This is a genomic window from Mediterranea massiliensis (genome assembly GCF_900128475.1).
Taxonomy (GTDB): domain Bacteria; phylum Bacteroidota; class Bacteroidia; order Bacteroidales; family Bacteroidaceae; genus Bacteroides; species Bacteroides massiliensis_E.
Window position 1 is genome coordinate 133,054 of sequence record NZ_LT635838.1, and the last position, 17,835, is coordinate 150,888.

A 17,835-nucleotide genomic window follows, 5' to 3' on the forward strand; every position below is an offset into this window, starting at 1 on the left:
GGATACAAAGGGTGGAAAAGACAGATTTAAGCATATTTATTTGGAATGCATTCATAAAACAATGAGGGTGTGTCAACATAGAAAAGTATAATCAAAACGCAATGTCATCCTGAACGCAGTGGAGGATCTCAATACACAAACGATTAATAAGTCAATCCAACCAACCATATCGGCAGTTTATGCCCCGTGGCATATTCCAACTGGTCGGCCAGGATGTACGATTGGGGCAAATCAGCAATCTGCCTGAAGGTTTTGTCCGCACCGCCTACCTCAAAAGTATAGGTGTGGTCAACCTTGAAGTCGCCTTTCTGCTTCCCATATTCCACTGTATGATTCACACACAACTGGCTGACAACAAACGTCTCGCGGGCCGTACCTGTCTGTACGGCTTCAGGAGAAAGAGCATAAAGCAGATTCGGGTTTTGCAAATAGATTTTATCCGGCTTCTGCATTTTCTTGACGGAAGACACATCGGCATAGAGCAGATTGAGCAGTTCGGCACGGGCAAGCCCTTGCAGGTAAGTCAAAACAGAATTGCGTGTCAAGCCGATAGTTGAAGCCAGCTTGGTAATGTCCACCTCATAAGGAACAGACGTGGCCAATACACCCAACAAGGCTTTCAGCCTTCTGATATAGGCAGGATCGACTCCACAAAGCAGCGGCATCTCCTGCTCCAAAATGAGATTGATGACATTCTCAATGCTAATATAATAGTCGTCACGATTGCCTGTAAAGAACGGATAATAGCCTTCGTGCAGATATTCGTTGAACATCTGTACAGGACGGCACTTTTCATTGACTTCCGCACAAATGACACCGGCATTCTCCAGCACCTCATTCAAGCTGTAAACAGGCAATGATATATTTTTATAGAACATCAGAAACTCCCGAAAAGAAAGCCCATACATATTATAAGGCAAGCATCTTCTGGAAAGGTCAGCATCGGCATTCAGAATGTTCAGCAAAGAGGAACCACTGAACACAATCTGCAAAGCCGGGTACAAATCATAGGCTTCCTTCAGCTCCTTACTCCAAGCAGGGTATTTGTGTACTTCATCCAGAAACAGCTTCTTCCCTCCTTGCAAATAGAACCGCTCTATCAAATCGAGTAAAGAATGATTGCTGAAGTAAATGCTGTCGAGCGAACAATAAAGTACCTCCCTGCAACCCGGTGCATAGTTCATCTTGATGTACTGCAACATCAATGTTGTCTTTCCTACACCACGTGACCCGCGGATAGCTATCAAGCGATTGTCCCAATGAATCTTGCCCATCAGTTCTCTTACGATGCGTGTACTGGTTTGCGCCAGCAACCTCTCTTGCTTTATAAACAGATTATCCATACCTTCTCCGATTAGTTTGCAACAAAGATACGAATTTGTTTACCCAAGAAAGCAGAAACGTTCATAATTTGTTGACCAAAGAAAGCAGATTTGGCATAAATTTGTTGAGAGCTCTCAACAAATGCCTTATTCTTCCACCGCCATCGCCACCATTTCCTGCAGGGTGGCAACGGCTTCTTCGACCGTAGGCACGTCCTTGACCAGCATGCTGCGCTTGCCGTTCTGCTCGCGCAGGTCGCAACGGCGGGTGTACTTCATCATGTAGGCGATGACCTTGCCGAAAGCCTGGCTCTGATAGTAGGGGCTGTCGGGGTTGGACACGAAGAAGAGGGTCATGCGGCCACCTTTGAGGAACACCTTCTCGGCTCCCAGACGGGCGGCCAGGCGACGCAGGGGCACGATGCGCAGCAGCTCTTCCGTCTCGGGCGGCACAGGGCCGAAACGGTCTTCGAGGCGGGCGCGGAAAGCGTCGACGTCCTTGTCGAGCACCAGCGAATCGAGCTCGCGGTAGAGGAGCATGCGCTCGCTGCTGCCCGTGACGTAGGTGGCGGGCAAGAGGAGTTCGAGGTCGCTCTCCACCTGACATTCGTCCACAAACTGCTCGCCGCTGATCTGCCCGCTGCCGTCGGCCGCCTGCTGCTCTTCGGCCACGAGGTCGGCAAACTCGTCGTTCTTCAACTCGCGCACGGCTTCGGTGAGGATCTTCTGATAGGTTTCGTAACCCAGGTCGGCGATGAAGCCGCTCTGCTCGGCGCCCAGCATGTTGCCCGCCCCGCGGATGTCGAGGTCCTGCATGGCGATGTGGATGCCGCTGCCCAGGTCGGAGAAGTTCTCGATGGCCTGCAGGCGTCGCTTGGCTTCGGGTGTCAAGCTGGACAACGGGGGTGCCAGCAGGTAGCAGAAGGCTTTCTTGTTACTGCGCCCCACACGCCCGCGCATCTGGTGCAGGTCGCTCAAACCGAAGTTCTGCGCCTGGTTGATGATGATGGTATTGGCGTTGGGGATGTCGATGCCGCTCTCGATGATGGTGGTGGCGATGAGCACATCGTAGTCGTAGTTCACGAAGTCGAAGATGATCTTCTCCAGCTCGGCCGGCTCCATCTGACCGTGACCGATGCACACGCGGCAGTCGGGGATGTTGCGCTCGATAAGGGCCTTCAGCTCGGGCAGGTTGGAGATGCGGTTGTTCACGAAGAACACCTGCCCGTTGCGGCTCATCTCGAAGTTGATGGCGTCGATGATGACTTCCTCGTTGAAGGTATGCACCTCTGTCTGAACAGGGTAACGGTTGGGCGGCGGCGTCTGGATAACGCTGAGGTCGCGCGCACCCATCAGCGAGAACTGCAGGGTGCGGGGGATGGGCGTGGCGGTCATGGTGAGCGTATCGACATTCACCTTGAGCTGGCGGAGCTTCTCCTTGACGCTGACGCCGAACTTCTGCTCCTCGTCGATGATGAGCAGGCCCAGGTCCTTGAACTTGACGTCCTTGCCCAGGATGCGGTGAGTGCCGATGAGGATGTTCACCTCGCCTGCGGCCAATTCCTTGATGACAGCCTTCGTCTGGGCGGCAGTGCGGGCGCGGCTCAGGTACTCCACGCGGCAGGGCAGGTCTTTCAGGCGCTCCTTGAACGTCTGGAAGTGCTGGTAGGCAAGGACGGTGGTGGGCACCAGGACGGCCACCTGCTTGTTGTCGCAGACGGCCTTGAAGGCGGCGCGGATGGCCACTTCGGTCTTTCCGAAGCCCACGTCGCCGCACACCAGCCGATCCATCGGCCGGGCGCTCTCCATGTCGGCCTTCACGTCGGCCGTGGCCTTGCTCTGGTCGGGCGTGTCTTCGTAGAGGAACGAGGCTTCGAGCTCGCGTTGCAGGAAGCTGTCGGGGCTGAACTGGAAACCTTTCTCCTCGCGGCGCTGCGAGTAGAGCTTGATGAGGTCGCGGGCGATATCCTTGATCTTCTTCTTCGTGCGGTCCTTCAACTTCTCCCACGCGCCCGTGCCCAGCTTGTTGAGGCGGGGCGCTTCGCCCTCCTTGCCCTTGTACTTGGACACCTTGTGGAGGGAGTGGATGGAGACAAACACCACGTCGTCGTTCTGATAGACGAGCTTCATCACCTCCTGCGTAGTGTTGCCGTTGGGGATGCGCACCAAGCCGGCAAAGCGCCCCACGCCGTGGTCGGTGTGCACCACGTAGTCGCCCGGCTGGAACTGGTTGAGCTCCTTCAGCGAGAGGGCCACCTTGCCGCTGCGGGCCTTGTCGCTCTTGAGGTTGTACTTGTGGAAGCGGTCGAACAGCTGGTGGTCGGTGAAGACGCACATGCGCAGCGTGTTGTCGGCAAAGCCTTCGTGCAGGGTCTTCTCGACCGCCGTGAAGGTGATCTTCTCGCCTCCGCGCTCCTCGAAGATGGCACGGATGCGGTCGGTCTGCTTGGTGCTGTCGCTACAGATATAGATGGTATAGCCGTCGGACAGATAGCGGTGGAAGCTGTCGGCCACGAGGTCAAAGTTCTTGTGGAAGATGGGTTGCGCCGACGTGTCGAACTGCAGCGAAGCGTCGGGCGTGCCTGTGGGCTTGGTGCCGAACTCCAGGCGGCGGAAGTCGAGGGCACGGACGGTGAACTCGCCGCCGTCGATGAGCTTGCCGTCCAGACGGATGTCACCGTTCTCCTCCGCCTCGCGGGCGGCGATGGCTTGAGGCGTCAGGGCTTCGTCGTGCACCTGCTGGATGCGTTCGCGCAGCCACAGGAAGTCGCGCATGGACAGGATGGTGTCGGCAGGCAGGAAGTCGAGGAACGACACCATGCCGCCCGTGCCGCCTGCCGAGAGGTCATTGCTGAGGTCGGGCACGATGACCACGCTCTCCTTCTTCTCCTTGGACAACTGCGTCTCCACCTCGAAGGTGCGCAGGCTCTCCACCTCGTCGCCGAAGAAGTCGATGCGGAAGGGGTATTCGCTGGAGAAGGAGAAGACGTCGATGATGCTGCCTCGGACGGCATACTGGCCGGGTTCATACACATAGTCGGTACGCTCGAAGCCATAGCTGTGGAGCACCTCGGTGACGAACGTCATGTCCACCTGCTCGCCGGCATGGAGGGTCAGCGTCTTCTCCTGGAGTTCACCCTGCGACACCACCTTCTCGGCCAGCGCGTCGGGGAAGGTGACGATGCACAAACCGCGGCTGTCCTTCTGCAGGCGGCTGAGCACCTCGGTGCGGAGGATTTCGTTGGCGGCATCCTTCTGGCCGTACTTGATAGCGCGGCGGAAGGAAGAGGGGAAGAAGAGCACCTGCCCGTCGCCCAGCACCTGCACCAGGTCGTGGTAGAAGTAACCCGCCTCCTCGCCGTCGCCCAGCACAAAGACGAACGGGCGACCTGCCCGCCCCACCAGCACCGAGGCCAACAGGGAAGCCGACGAGCCGTGAAGCCCGCCCACGAAGAGGTGTTTCAGCTGGTCGTCGGCCAGCAGGCGCAAGGCCGCCTCGATCTGCGGATGGGCGGCGTATCGTTGTTGCAGTTCGGTAATCGTAAAGCTCATGTGCGTGAAAATTATCCGTGCAAAATTACGAAGAAAATAGATAAGAATACGTCCGCCGCAAAGAAAAGCACTGTTTTCCTACAGAAAAAACAATGGAAAACACTACATTTGTGGCACATTTACAATCGACAGAAAAGATATGCATACATCAGACAGCATCGTCATCATCCCGACCTACAACGAGCGGGAGAATATCGAGAACATCCTGCGGGCCGTCTTTGCCCTGGAGCACGGCTTCCACATCCTGGTCATCGAAGACGGGTCGCCCGACGGCACGGCCGAAATCGTCAAGCGCCTGCAGAGGGAAGAGTTCGCCGACCGCCTGTTCATGGTGGAGCGGCGCGGCAAGCTGGGCTTGGGCACGGCCTACATCGCAGGTTTCCGCTGGGCGCTGGAGCACGACTACGAATACATCTTCGAGATGGACGCCGACTTCAGCCACAACCCCAAGGACCTGCCCCGCCTCTACAAGGCCTGCGCCGAGGAGGGAGCCGACGTGTCCATCGGCTCGCGCTACGTGAGCGGCGTCAACGTGGTGAACTGGCCCATGGGGCGCGTGCTGATGTCCTACTTCGCCTCGAAATACGTGCGCATCATTACGGGCCTGCCTATCCACGACACCACAGCGGGCTTCGTGTGCTACCGTCGCCGCGTGCTGCAAACCATCAACCTCGACTCCATCCGCTTCAAGGGTTATGCCTTCCAGATCGAGATGAAGTTCACCGCCTATAAGTGCGGCGCACAGGTGAAGGAAGTGCCCGTCATCTTCATCAACCGCGAGCTGGGCACCTCGAAAATGAACTCCAGCATCTTCGGCGAAGCCGTCTTCGGCGTCATCCGCCTGAAGTGGGACAGCTGGTTCAAGAAATATCCGAAAATTAACGGCTAACAGACATGAAACGTACCCTCATCCACAACGCCCTCATCGTCAACGAGGGACAAACCATACAAGGCTCCGTAGTCATCACCGACCAAGGCCGCATCGCCGAAGTACTGACCCACGGCAAACCCCTCTCCGCCCCTTGCGACGAAACCATCGACGCCACCGGCTGCTACCTGCTGCCAGGCGCCATCGACGACCACGTGCACTTCCGCGACCCGGGCCTGACGCACAAGGCCGACATCCTCAGTGAAAGCCGGGCGGCCGCCGCAGGAGGCGTGACCAGTATCATGGACATGCCCAACACCCTGCCGCAAACCACCACCCTCGAAGCCCTCGACGCCAAGCTCAACCTGCTGAACGAACGCTGCATCGTGAACCACTCGTGCTACTTCGGCGCCACGAACAACAACTACGGCGACTTTGCCCGCCTGGACCGTTCGCGCGTGTGCGGTATCAAGCTCTTCATGGGTTCGAGCACAGGCAACATGCTGGTGGACCGCATGGAAAGCCTGCGCGCCATCTTCGGCAGCACCGACCTGCTCATCGCCGTCCATTGCGAGGACCCCGCCACCATCCGACGGAACATGGAGAAATACAAGGCACAATATGCCGACGAGGACGACGTGCCCGTCAGCAAGCACCCCAACATCCGCTCTTCGGCCGCCTGCTACGCCTCGTCGAGCCTGGCCGTGAAGCTGGCGCGCGAAACGGGTGCCCGCCTGCATGTGCTCCACCTCTCCACCGCCCGCGAACTGAACCTGCTCGAGGCAGGCCCCGTCAGCGGCAAGAAGATTACGGGCGAAGCCTGTGTGGCCCACCTGCTGTTCAGCCAGACCGACTACCGCACGCTGGGCACCCTCATCAAGTGCAACCCGGCCGTGAAGACCAAGGCAGACCGCGACGCCCTGCGCCGTGCCGTCAACGAGGATGTGATCGACGTCATCGCCACCGACCATGCCCCCCACCTCATCACCGAAAAGAAGGGCGGTGCGCTGAAGGCCGTGTCGGGCATGCCGATGATTCAGTTCTCGCTCGTGAGCATGCTGCAACTGGTAGACGAAGGCATCTTCACCATCGAGAAGGTCGTGGAGAAGATGTGCCACGCCCCTGCCCAGCTTTATGGCATCTGCGAACGCGGCTTCATCCGCGAAGGCTGGAAGGCCGACCTCGTACTGGTGCGCCCCGACACGCCCTGGACGCTGGAGAAGAGCCTCATCCAGAGCAAGTGCGGCTGGAGTCCGCTGGAGGGCCGCACCTTCGACTGGCACGTGGAGCGTACCTTCGTCAACGGCCATACCGTCTACGACGGCCATGCGGTAGACGAAAGCTATCGGGGCGAGGAACTGCGCTTCGACCGCTGACATCAGATTCGTTCGGGAGGAAGACAGGTAACGATAGTTTACAAAAACGCTTATTATCCGTTCCAAGAGCCGGACGCTCCCTCCAAACAGGTTTAAGCCCCAAGAGGCTTATGTTTCAAACATAAGGGGTGAATGTTTCAAACATAAGCCCCCTATGTTTCAAACCTTCGATAGTGGCGCCTCAAGGTCGGTGAAAGCCTCTCTCTGAAAAGCCCGCCCGACAACAGTCATAGATATTTACAACATCATACAACAGGAAACGAACATGCTCCTTACCTACAACATCGCCGATACGGCCCCCTACATCAACTGGATCTACTTCTTCCACGCGTGGGGCTTCCAGCCGCGCTTCGCCACCATCGCCAACCTGCACGGCTGCGACTCGTGCCGTGCCCTGTGGCTGGCGTCTTTCCCCCAAGCCGACTGCAACAAGGCGGCCGAAGCCATGCAGCTCTTCAAGGAGGCCCAGCGCATGCTCGCCCGCCTGGAAGGGGTGCTGCAGATGAAGTGCCTCTTCCGCCTGTGCCGCGCCAATGCCGATGGCGACAACCTGCTGCTGGACGACATCACCTTCCCCCTGCTGCGCCAGCAGACACCCCATGCCGACGACAGCCCCTACCTCTGCCTGAGCGACTTTGTACGCCCCCGCTCGTCGGGCATCGCAGACACGGTAGGTGTCTTTGCCTCCACCGTGCAGGGAGAGGCGGAAGCTGCCTGCGGCGACGATCCCTACCGGCAACTGCTGGTACAGACCCTGGCCGACCGCCTGGCCGAAGCCGCCACAGAGCGCATGCACCTCTACGTGCGCCGCACCGCCTGGGGATATGCCCCCGACGAAGACCTGCCCATATCCGCCCTGTTGCAGGAGAAGTTCCAGGGCATCCGCCCGGCCGTGGGCTATCCGTCGCTGCCCGACCAGTCGGTCAACTTCCTCATCGACCGCCTGCTGGACCTCAGCCGGATAGGCATCCGCCTGACCGAAAACGGCGCGATGCATCCGCACGCCTCGGTCAGCGGGCTGATGCTGGCCCATCCGGCGGCCCGTTACTTTGCCGTGGGCCGCATCGGCAACGACCAGTTGGAAGACTATGCCCGCCGGCGGGGCCTGCCTGTGGACGAAATCAGAAAATTTCTGGCGGCCAACCTGCGGTGAGCTGTGATTTTCCACGTTTCCCAGCGACTTATCCATAAAAGCTTGCAACATCCATCCCCCGAGAAATGACCATGGACCCGATAGAACAAGCGTTCGTCAGCCTCATCAAGGAATACGAACGAGTCATCTACAAGGTATGCTACCTGTATGCCACGCCCAATGCCCCGCTCAACGACCTTTACCAGGAAGTGGTGCTCAACTTGTGGAAAGCCTATCCCAAGTTCAGAGGCGAGTGCAAGGTATCCACCTGGATCTACCGCATCGCCCTGAACACCTGCATCAGCTTCATGCGCAAGGAGAAGAATATCCCCGAAATCGTATCGCTGACACCCGCCGAGGCCGACCGCAGCGAGGAGTGGGACGAGACACAGGCCATGCTGCGCCAGCTGTACCGCCTCATCAACCGGCTGGGCCAACTGGAGAAGTCCATCATCCTGCTCTACCTCGAGGAAAAGAGCTACGAGGAAATCAGCGAAATCACGGGACTGACCGTGACCAACGTAGCCACCAAGCTGAACCGCATCAAAGAGAAACTGAGAAAAATGAACAAGGAGGACTGAATATGGAACTGGAGGAACTGAAAAAATCGTGGCAGACACTGGACCGCCACCTGCAGACACAGAACATAACGACGGAAGAGAGGGTGGCCGCCCTCGTCGAAAGCTACCAGCGGAAAACCAAACGGCGGCTGGGCAACATCCTGAGCCTGCTGAGGGCCTCGCTGGCCATCGGCATCGTGCTGCTGACCATCATAGGTGCCATCGCCGTCCTGCTGCCCGCGTGGTACGACAACGAAGAAACCCTGCTCAAGCTGCAGGTAGTGCTGGCCTTCATCGCCCTCACCCTGCTGGCCGGAGGCTGCTGGGACTGGTGGACGTACCGCTACATCCAGCAGACACGTGTCGACCTGCTGCCCATCGCCGAGGTGAGCCGGCGCATCGTCAGGCTGCGGCTGTGGACCCGCCAGGAAGCGGCGGCCATCAGCCTCTGGGTGCTGCTCTTCGGAGGCATCTATTATTGGGGCATGGAGTTCTACCGCCTGCCGGCCCATGTCCAGGCAGTTATCCTCGGCGTATTTGTGCTGTTCGAGGCAGCCATCATCTACCTGCTCTACCAGAAACTCATATACAAGAACTTGAACCAAATCAAAAAAGACATAGAAGACCTGAAAGACGTATGCACCGAATCACATTAATCCTGCTCCTGGCCCTGCTCCTGCCCGACCTGTACATCTACCTGGTGTACATCGTGCGCCGTACGAAGAACTTTGCATGGCGTGCAGCCTTCTGGCTCCCCTCCGCCGTGCTGGTCGTGCTGTACCTGTACCTCATCTACCTGACGGGCGACAATGCCCTGGCCCACCATCCGCAGGCCATCGGCCGCCTGGCCATCGCCGTCATGGCACTGGCCGTACCCAAAATCCTGTTCATGCTCTGCTCGCTGCTCGGCATCCTGTGCCGCGGACTGGGTCGCTGCCTGTCGGCCGCCCTGCTGCACACGCCGTTCCGCAAGCCGCAGGCACCGTTCATCGTCCACCGCACGCCGTTCACAGCCGCCGGGCTGGTGCTGGGCGTCGTGAGCTTCGTCAACGTGATTTATGGAGCCACAGCCGGCATCACGCGTTTCCAGGTGAAGCACGTGACCTACGAATCGGAGCGGCTGCCCGAGGGATTCGACGGCTACCGCATCGCCCAGTTGTCGGACATCCACATCGGTAGTTGGCAGGGCCGCCCCGAAGCCGTGGAAAAGCTGGTGAAGCTCACCAACGAACAGCAGGCGGACCTCATCGTCTTTACCGGCGACCTGGTGAACCAGCAGAGCCACGAGCTGGACAGCTTCCGCCCGACCCTGTCGCGCCTCCAGGCACCCGACGGCGTCTACTCCGTACTGGGCAACCACGACTACGGCACCTACTACCGCTGGAAGAACAGCCGCGAGGAGGCCGACAACCTGCAATACCTGCGGGAGCAGCAGCAGGCCATGGGCTGGCGGCTGCTGGACAACAGCCACGCCATTCTGCACCACCGCGGAGACAGCATCGCCCTCATCGGCGTGGAGAACGACGGAGAACCGCCCTTCCCCCAACATGCCGACCTGCCCCGTGCCACCGAGGGAACGCAAGGGATGTTCAGCATCCTGCTGAGCCACAACCCCACCCACTGGCGCCGCGAGGTGCTGCCCGAGTCGGACATCGACCTCATGCTGTCCGGGCACACCCACGCCATGCAGATAAGCCTCTTCGGCCGCTCGCTCGCCTCGCTGAAGTATCCAGAATGGTCGGGCATGTACCGCGAAGGCTCACGTGCCCTCTACGTCAACATCGGCATCGGCTACGTGGGCCTGCCCTTCCGCTTCGGCGCCTGGCCCGAGATTACCGTCATCACGCTGAAGAAAAAGAGATCATAATGCAATTTTACAGTCTATGGATATTGGTCCTAGTAAATATAGTCGTATATTTCATTATGGATTAATGACCGGTGTGGCAATTGGAATATCTATAGTGTCGTATTTTCTTCTATGCTATAATACTCCAATTGCTCATTTTTGTGCGTCATTAAACGATGAAGATTGTTTGCTAATTCAATTCACTGCTGTCCGGAGAAACTTTACCACAATGTAAGCTGCCTAGGACCATCACCCTCCGGAACATTAGCAGTGAGGTCGGTTTGATTAAATATATCTTTGATGTCGCCTCTTTTGAAGAGAACTTGACCAATAGAATTTGAAATAGAATGAAGACTTGGGTTCAACATATAATGTTTCTTCGCAATGATAAGCAGAAGATAGTCACAGATAGCTATCCATATCTGTGTGTACACGGCGTTTTGGGTGGTTCCATAGAATGTCTTTATGTGCAGATGCTGCTTTATCCATTTGAAGAACAACTCAATTTGCCATCTTTCCCTGTACAACTCGGCAATGGTCAATGCCTCAAGTTTGAAGTTATTGGTGAGGAAACGGTAAACTGTATTTGTGCTGAAGTCTTCATATACAACAAGTCTAAGAGAATCAGGATACTTCTGAGAAGTAAGTGGCCCAGTCAATTTGATGGTTTCATCAGAGGAAAGTCCGGCAGATTGATCTACCTCTCTACTATCAATAACCTTATAAAGCATATTTCCTTTTGCTCTAGTTACAAAAAAGGCATTGTTAAGATGAAAATGCTGGTACAAGGAGTCAAACTTGACATATCCTTTGTCCATAAGATAGTAGGAGTTTGCTTCTACAGGTATCTTATCCATAATTTTGGAATCGTGAACCGCTCCTTCTGTCAGATGAACAAATGTCGGGATGGAACCCCTAAAATCCATCAAGGTATGCATCTTGATTGCTCCTCTCTCATGATGAAACTTAGCCCATGGACAAAGCTTCAGACACAGCTCAATAGTGCTGCTGTCAAAGGCATAGACCATTTCATCCAGGTCAAGTCTAAGTTTCTGTCCCTTATATGCTTCCTTTGCTTGTCGTATCAGAACTTGTGCAAAGTCCTGATAGATACGCCAATCCTTCTTTTCGTTCGCTTCGGCCAAGGTGGATTTGGGCATTACCTTGATACCAGAACGGTAAAGATCAGGAGAACAAAGGTTAAGTGTAGTCTCTATGTCTCTCAGCCCGGACCTGTCCGTGAACTGGGCAAAGCTCATTACCATGAACTGGTCACGGCAAGTGAATTTGATGGAGTGTCTGTCACCCTTATAGCGGTTGACGCACTTCTTAAATTCGTATGTGTTTATAAGAGACATAACCTGTGCAAATATTGTTTTTCCTTTGTTCATAGTTTGCAGAATTGGCTGTTTATACCTTCTTGCAAAACTATGATTTCTAATCGAAAAATTTTATTATCCTCGTAACCAGTTGAGTATTAATTAATAATAGCTGCTTTGGAGAATCTTCTCCGGACAGCAGTGAATTCAATTATCAAACAGGCATTATGTATTTGATACAGGTGCAAATGTTACTCTTATTTGCTCGGATACAATACCTGGAAACTCTATTTTTTCTCACTACTGTCCAATAAAAGTTGGCTAATCGGTCTTTGAAATTATTGAAATACAGTCTTTTAAGTAGTATTTCTGAATGAAACGGATTTGAATTTGTAGTTTAGCGGTCAAATTGAAGACCGCTTATGAACCAAGATAAATACGTATTCGCTCAACTTACCGCTTTTCTGAACAGAACACAGTTCAACAACTTCGTTCGCAAGTATGATGGTAATCGCTACGTGAAGCAATTCACTTGCTGGAATCAGTTACTTGCTATGATGTTCGGACAACTGAGCAATCGTGAGAGCCTTCGCGACCTAATTGTAGCTTTTGAAGCGCATCGTTCCAAGCAATATCATCTTGGCTTGGGACGCAATCCAATAGCCAAAGCCACCCTCGCTTATGCTAATCAGAATCGTGACTACAGAATCTTTGAAGACTTCGCATTCTATATGATGAAGGAAGCTTGCGAAAAGCGAGCAACCAATATCTTGNATACATGGAAATAAGTCTCGCGAGAAATTATTTCTTTTAAATCACTTTAAGTTAGGTGAGCTGGAAACAAGATTTCAGACTTGCATGATAAAACCTGAACAGTATTTGTTTGGAAATGTCAGTGGTATATTGGGAACGGATATCATAAGTAGGGCGAACTGATACATTGATTTTAAGGAAAAGAATATAATGGCTGGGGCAACTATTCCGGAACATTACGATTATATGTTGGAATATCAGGTTAAGAATAACCTGTATTATACAGACATGGATATAGGAAATTTGAGTGTCAAAGATATCCTGGTAGATACTGGCTACAGTCGCAGTGATTTTGTACTTGAAGATCAACTCAAGCAAAGTTTAAAGGGAATTGAATTCAGTAAAACTGATACATGCTTTTCGTTTACAAATGCCAAGGAGGTATATGAAATCTACAAAAAGGACGAATGTCGCCTGAATAACATACATATTGAAAATGTTACCTTCTCTTTCTCAGCAAATAGAAATATTATAGGACTCGAATTTTTCAAACGATTTTCATCCGTATATATTGACTCGGATAACTGTAGGATATACTGCTGTAAATAACTCAACGTGAGTCCGATATAGGCAATAAATATTTCATTGAAAATTAAGAACACAGCAATAAAAGCATTAAATTTATAGTACTCAATTATAACTATGTTCTCAGAGCCTAAAGCTTCTGCTTTTTTGAAAAGAGGCCTGCCATTGACGTGAACTTTATCAATGACGGGCAATTGGCTATCTTCTGATTCTTACTTTCGAACTCACATTTTTAATTGAGGGATTCTTCAGACCGATTATTTATCCGTAATTTTGCATCTGTTTTAGTTACATGGGTATGAGCAGAATAAGCATGGTGAATTTATTGGAGGTCAAATCAAGGCAGGAATTACGTCAGTGGCTAATTCAGAACCATCGGACAGAAACGGAGTGTTGGGTGATAGTAAAGAGGGGCAGACCCAAGGATGACGGTACTTTCTGGTATATCGATGCTGTGGAAGAAGCTATGTGCTTTGGGTGGATAGACAGCACCGTCAAGAAGATTGACGAAAATATCACGAGGCTGTCTCAAAATAGAAATTCAAAAGTAATAATCTTACAGATTGAAACTTAGTAATAAAAAGCCTCCTGCTTTAGCCCTTATTTATTGCAATTATAGGACTAAAAGCAGGAGGTTTTTATGTTGTAGCTTATAAATTGTAAGTAAACTTATCTCTGTTTTTAATTTTGAGACAGCCTCCCCGGAAGTCTGGAAGTATTTGGTCTGAATTGAACAAGGAGAGATGCCGTCGTATGGAACGGCTCGGATTGATGACAGATGCAGGCCGCGCTGTATTGCCAGATATGACAGAAAACGGGTTTGTGATAGACAAGGATATTTTGAAGTCATTGAAGGATGACCCGGTAGTTTGGGATAACTTCTGCCGTTTCCCTGATTTATATAAACGGGTACGGATAGATACCATTCAAATCAAGAAAAAACAGCTGGAACTGTATAAAAGCCGTCTGAATAAATTCATAGAAAACACACGGAAAGGAATCCTCTACGGAGAGTGGAATGATAACGGCCGGTTGCTGAAATAACATTCCTCCAATCCGATTGATGAGATATCCCCACCATACCGACAACTTGACCCGGATAAGGTTTCTTATTTGTTGTCATGGGTATATAAAAATAGCAAACATGAACACTTATAAGACAGGAGGCGGCTCGGCATAGCCAAACTGAAAAACTTTGTTTTTCGTTTGCCTCTGCCCTCGCCTTTCACTATCTTTTCATAAAATAGGAGGCGGCTCGGCAGAGTCAAACTGAAAAACTTTGTTTTTCGTTTGCCTCTGCTCTCGCCTTTCACTATCTTTGCCCCCGAAAAAACAGCCTGTGTTATGAAATTCTTCTACTACATTTATCAGATTTGCATCGCACTTCCCCTTTTCCTGGTGCTGACCATCCTGACAGCCGTTGTCACCATCATCGGTTCGCTGCTGGGCGGAGCACACTTCTGGGGCTACTACCCCGGCAAGATATGGTCGCAACTGACGTGTTACATTCTTCTGCTGCCTGTTCACGTCGTGGGACGCGAGAAGCTGCACAAGCATACCTCCTACGTCTTTGTCCCCAACCATCAGGGAGCTTTCGACATCTTCCTCATCTACGGTTTCCTGGGCCGTAACTTCAAGTGGATGATGAAGAAGAGCCTGCGGAAAATCCCGTTTGTGGGCAAAGCCTGCGAAAGCGCCGGCCACATCTTCGTGGAGCGCGGCAATCCGAAGAAGATGTTCGCCATGATGCGCAAGGCCGAAGCGTCGCTGACGAACGGCGTGTCGCTCGTTGTCTTTCCCGAAGGGGCCCGCACGTTCACGGGCCACATGGGCTACTTCAAGCGCGGTGCCTTCCAGCTGGCCGACGACCTGCAACTGGCCGTTGTGCCCGTCACCATCGACGGATCGTTCGAGATACTGCCCCGCACGGGCAAGTGGGTACACCGCCACCGCCTCATCATGACCATCCACGACCCCATCCCGCCCAAATGCAAGGGGCCCGAAAACATCAAGGCTACCATGACCGAAGCCTATGCTGCCGTGGAGAGCGCCCTGCCCGAGAAATACAAAGGTATGGTGAAGAACGAAGACCAGGACCGTTGAGCATTCTCCTTCCAGGATTTTTCCTCCCCTTCCCACACAGTGCTTCCTGAGGGTCTGACGAAGTGCTTTGTTACCCCCTGACGAAGCACTTCATGAGCACCTCACGCAGTGCTTCGTCAGAGTGCCAGAAAGCACTGCATGACGAAGGCAGGCTGCAAACGGACAAGAAGACATACGACGATACGAAAAGAGAGCGAATTCCAAGGGCACGGCCCGTTGGAATTCGCTCTCCTGTTTTTTCTGTAAATCCTACTGCCCCATCAAGGCCGCGTGGCAGCCACATTCTGCTGCAACCGCTTGTGCTCCTCGATGAGCTTCATGTTCTCCTTCGCTTTGGAGACGTAATCCTTCACCAGCACATTGTCCTTGAACGAAGCCGGAGCATCCTTCAGGATGGCCTCGATGTTGGGTGTCATGACGGGATAGGGCAAGGTGCTGCACATCATCATGAAGACGCTGGGCCCCAGGACGTTTTCGTAATTGTCTGCAATGAACTGCTTCAAGTAAGTGTTCATCGCACCGACCAGCGAGTCGGACTCCTGCTGCAACTGGTCGTGGATATCGTCCAACGCCACACCATCGAGCACCATGCGGGCCTCCTTGCGGTCCACTTCCTCGATGGCCAGCTCCAGCGCATTGCGCTTGTCGATAAATTCATACAGCTTGTCGTTCAGGGGAGTTCCCTCGGCCTTCATCTGTACGTTGGCAATGTCCACACGGATGTGGCCGTTCTCCAGCACCAGCGGCATCAGACCTTCGTCACCCATATAAAGGGTCACCATCCGTACACTGTCCACCGGCCCTTTCATCTTAAACAGCCCGTGTATCACTTCCGCCGAGTCGACAGCCACCCAGTCGCCGTCCTGCAGGGTCTTCAGGTAAAGCATCTTGCCGTCAAGGCTGGTTACGGAGGACTGTCCTTCTATCCTGTACCCCCTGCTGCACGAAGCACACAGCAACAGCGCCAGCAAAGGGAAAGCATAATGAACAAACATTTTATACTTCATAAGAAATATATCATTTGAATTTCACGGCGCAAAGGTATTAATAATCCTTATAAAGGAGGAGGGCGGAAACGTATTTTCATTTGCTTTACGTATTTTTGCACTTAAATTAATAAAAAAGCAACAAGAAACGAACATGTCTACCTACGCACCTTTCGCCAAACCGCTCTACGTGATGCTGAAACCCGTAGGAGCCGTATGCAACCTGGCATGCGACTATTGTTACTACCTGGAAAAGTCCAAACTCTACAAGGACAATCCCAAGCACGTGATGAGCGAGGAGCTGCTGGAGAAGTTCATCGAGGAATACATCCAGTCGCAGACCATGCCGCAGGTGCTCTTCACCTGGCACGGCGGAGAGACGCTGATGCGCCCCCTGTCGTTCTACAAGCGGGCCATGGAGCTGCAGAAGAAATATGCCGGCGGACGCACCATCGACAACTGCATCCAGACCAACGGCACGCTGCTCACCGACGAGTGGTGCCGCTTCTTCAAGGAGAACAACTGGCTGGTGGGTGTCTCCATCGACGGCCCGCAGGAGTTCCATGACGAGTACCGCAAGAACAAGCAGGGACGCCCCTCGTTCCACAAGGTGATGCAGGGCATCAACCTGCTGAAGAAGCACGGGGTGGAGTGGAACGGCATGGCGGTGGTAAACGACTACAACGCCGACTATCCCGACGAGTTCTACCGCTTCTTCAAGGATCTGGGATGCCACTACATCCAGTTTGCCCCCATCGTGGAGCGCATCCTGCCCCACGGCGACGGACGTCACTTGGCTTCGCTGGCCGACGGCGGTGACGCGCCGCTGGCCGACTTCTCCGTCAGCCCCGAACAATGGGGCAACTTCCTCTGCCGCCTGTTCGACCTGTGGGTCAAGGAGGACGTGGGCACGTACTACATCCAGATCTTCGACTCCACGCTGGCCAACTGGGTGGGCGAACAGCCCGGCGTATGCTCCATGGCACGGACGTGCGGCCATGCCGGCGTAATGGAGTTCAACGGCGACGTCTACTCGTGCGACCACTTCGTCTTCCCCGAATACAAGCTGGGCAACATCTACCAGCAGACCCTGGTGGAGATGATGTACAGCGAACGCCAGCAGCGTTTCGGACAGAACAAGTTCGACTCCCTGCCCCGCCAGTGCAAGGAGTGTGAGTGGCTCTTCGCCTGCAACGGCGACTGCCCCAAGAACCGCTTCGCCCGCACGGCCGACGGCGAGCCGGGCCTCAACTACCTCTGCGCCGGCTACCGGAAGTTCTTCAGCCACGTGGCCCCCTACATGGACTTCATGAAGAAGGAGTACCTGGCCCAGCGCGCGCCTGCCAACGTGATGGACGCCATCCGCGAAGGCAAGCTGCCCATGCCCCGATAAAAACTTATAGAAAAACAACGTATAAATCATTATTAATTAA

Annotated in this window: 14 protein-coding genes; 10 read left to right on the top strand and 4 right to left on the bottom strand. The window is 53.8% G+C overall.

Going from position 1 to position 17,835, the window contains the following annotated elements:
• Positions 1-143: 143 nt before the first annotated feature.
• Together BQ7483_RS10630 and mfd are read right to left on the bottom strand one after the other, a co-directional pair.
• Positions 144-1,343: an ATP-binding protein gene (locus BQ7483_RS10630; RefSeq protein ID WP_072545873.1), complete on the bottom strand. Its 1,200-nt coding sequence runs from the start codon at positions 1,341-1,343 to the stop codon at positions 144-146.
• Between the two features lie 126 nt (positions 1,344-1,469).
• Positions 1,470-4,874, bottom strand: coding sequence for a transcription-repair coupling factor (mfd, locus tag BQ7483_RS10635; RefSeq protein ID WP_072545874.1), 3,405 nt, complete (start codon positions 4,872-4,874; stop codon positions 1,470-1,472).
• Between the two features lie 139 nt (positions 4,875-5,013).
• Here mfd and BQ7483_RS10640 point away from each other — a divergent pair, with 139 nt between their 5' ends.
• From BQ7483_RS10640 to BQ7483_RS10665, 6 genes are all read left to right on the top strand, one after another.
• The gene (locus BQ7483_RS10640) at positions 5,014-5,763 is read left to right on the top strand and encodes a polyprenol monophosphomannose synthase (RefSeq protein WP_072545875.1); all 750 of its coding nucleotides are present in this window, start codon (positions 5,014-5,016) and stop codon (positions 5,761-5,763) included.
• A gap of 5 nt (positions 5,764-5,768) precedes the next feature.
• Positions 5,769-7,118, top strand: coding sequence for a dihydroorotase (locus tag BQ7483_RS10645; RefSeq protein WP_072545876.1), 1,350 nt, complete (start codon positions 5,769-5,771; stop codon positions 7,116-7,118).
• A 265-nt stretch (positions 7,119-7,383) separates the two neighbouring features.
• The gene (locus BQ7483_RS10650) at positions 7,384-8,271 is read left to right on the top strand and encodes a vitamin B12 dependent-methionine synthase activation domain-containing protein (RefSeq protein ID WP_022019753.1); all 888 of its coding nucleotides are present in this window, start codon (positions 7,384-7,386) and stop codon (positions 8,269-8,271) included.
• Between the two features lie 71 nt (positions 8,272-8,342).
• Complete coding sequence (locus BQ7483_RS10655) at positions 8,343-8,831, top strand: RNA polymerase sigma factor (protein ID WP_022019754.1); 489 nt, start codon at positions 8,343-8,345, stop codon at positions 8,829-8,831.
• A 2-nt stretch (positions 8,832-8,833) separates the two neighbouring features.
• A complete protein-coding gene (locus tag BQ7483_RS10660) occupies positions 8,834-9,466 on the top strand; it encodes a hypothetical protein (RefSeq protein ID WP_022019755.1) in 633 nt (210 codons plus the stop codon).
• Positions 9,448-10,677, top strand: coding sequence for a metallophosphoesterase (locus BQ7483_RS10665; RefSeq protein ID WP_072545877.1), 1,230 nt, complete (start codon positions 9,448-9,450; stop codon positions 10,675-10,677). Before BQ7483_RS10660 ends, BQ7483_RS10665 begins: the two co-directional genes overlap by 19 nt.
• Before the next feature lie 200 nt (positions 10,678-10,877).
• Here BQ7483_RS10665 and BQ7483_RS10670 read toward each other — a convergent pair whose 3' ends face one another.
• A complete protein-coding gene (locus BQ7483_RS10670; protein ID WP_072544383.1) occupies positions 10,878-12,047 on the bottom strand; it encodes an IS4 family transposase in 1,170 nt (389 codons plus the stop codon).
• Between the two features lie 350 nt (positions 12,048-12,397).
• Here BQ7483_RS10670 and BQ7483_RS10675 point away from each other — a divergent pair, with 350 nt between their 5' ends.
• The 3 genes from BQ7483_RS10675 to BQ7483_RS10695 all read left to right on the top strand — a co-directional run bounded on the left by BQ7483_RS10675 (position 12,398) and on the right by BQ7483_RS10695 (position 15,416).
• Positions 12,398-12,763, top strand: a complete 366-nt coding sequence (locus tag BQ7483_RS10675; protein WP_072545878.1) for a DUF4372 domain-containing protein — start codon at positions 12,398-12,400, stop codon at positions 12,761-12,763.
• Positions 12,764-14,066: 1,303 nt separating this feature from the next.
• Positions 14,067-14,357: a YdeI/OmpD-associated family protein gene (locus tag BQ7483_RS10690; RefSeq protein WP_083535712.1), complete on the top strand. Its 291-nt coding sequence runs from the start codon at positions 14,067-14,069 to the stop codon at positions 14,355-14,357.
• Between the two features lie 300 nt (positions 14,358-14,657).
• Positions 14,658-15,416 carry a lysophospholipid acyltransferase family protein gene (locus tag BQ7483_RS10695; protein ID WP_022019757.1) on the top strand — a complete coding sequence of 253 codons (759 nt, stop codon included), beginning with the start codon at positions 14,658-14,660 and terminating at the stop codon, positions 15,414-15,416.
• 260 nt (positions 15,417-15,676) lie between these two features.
• Here BQ7483_RS10695 and BQ7483_RS10700 read toward each other — a convergent pair whose 3' ends face one another.
• Entirely contained in the window at positions 15,677-16,423 is a 747-nt protein-coding gene (locus BQ7483_RS10700) for a DUF4369 domain-containing protein (protein ID WP_022019758.1), read from the bottom strand.
• Positions 16,424-16,556: 133 nt separating this feature from the next.
• Here BQ7483_RS10700 and BQ7483_RS10705 point away from each other — a divergent pair, with 133 nt between their 5' ends.
• On the top strand, positions 16,557-17,795 hold the full coding sequence (locus tag BQ7483_RS10705; protein WP_022019759.1) for an anaerobic sulfatase-maturation protein: 1,239 nt from the start codon (positions 16,557-16,559) through the stop codon (positions 17,793-17,795).
• Positions 17,796-17,835: the final 40 nt, after the last annotated feature.